Origin of the sequence: Streptomyces durbertensis (genome assembly GCF_014156695.1) — a bacterium.
Lineage (GTDB): Bacteria > Actinomycetota > Actinomycetes > Streptomycetales > Streptomycetaceae > Streptomyces > Streptomyces durbertensis.
In genome coordinates this window covers 1-786 of record NZ_WMLF01000879.1, presented here as the reverse complement: position 1 = coordinate 786, position 786 = coordinate 1, and the positions used below count along the sequence as shown (strand labels likewise).

Sequence of the window (786 nt, the reverse complement as noted above, 5' to 3'; positions counted from 1 at the left end):
GGGTGGGGGGCACGTGGGGAGGGCTCATTCCGGCGTCCCCTCCCACCGGCCGGTGGCGGCCGCCGCGCCGGCGGCGACCGGAACGACCGGACCGGCCGACGGCTCGCGCGCCCAGCTCGGCACCCGTCGGCGGGGGCCGGCGGTCGCCGACCCGGCCCCACCGGGCGCCTCGCCGGGCGTCGGCGCCGTCGGGCGCGCGGTCTCCGCCCTCCTCCGGTCCGCCGTTCCAGGGGCCGGCGTCGCGCTCTCCGGCGTCGCGCTGTCCGCCGCCGCGCTGTCCGGCGTCGCGCTGTCCGCCGTCGCGCTGTCCGCGGTGCGTTCGAACGGCCGCGCCGTCCCGCCCGGCTCCGGCCGGTCGTCGCCGGCCCGCACCGGATGACGGGACATCAGCTCCAGGTAAATGCCACAAAAAGCCGTCACGTTCTGTTCCACGGTGAACAGTTCCACCGCTCTCGCGCGGGCGGCGGCGCCCAGGCGGGCCCGGCGACCGGGGTCGCCCAGCAGTGCCAGGGCGGCCTCGGCGAGCGCGCGGGGGTCGCCCGGCGGCACGACAAGCCCGGTGCCGCCGATGACCTCGCGGACCGCGCCGGTGTCCGTGGAGACCGTCGCCCGGCCGCAGAACATGGCCTCCACCAGGGACGGCGGGAAGCCTTCGACGGCACTGGAGAGCAGCACTACGGAGGCGCCCGCGTACGCCTCGGCGAGGGTGGGCGCCGCGGGTCCGCCGAGCCGTTCGAACACCACGGGCGGCGGGAGGGCGGGGTCGTCGGGTCGTGGGGCCAGGTG

1 protein-coding gene is annotated in these 786 nt (G+C 78.8%); it reads right to left on the bottom strand.

The window, feature by feature from the left end; translation table 11 throughout:
• Window positions 1–24: 24 nt before the first annotated feature.
• On the bottom strand, window positions 25–786 hold a 762-nt coding region (locus tag GL263_RS28725), incomplete at its 5' end, for a glycosyltransferase (RefSeq protein WP_228456883.1).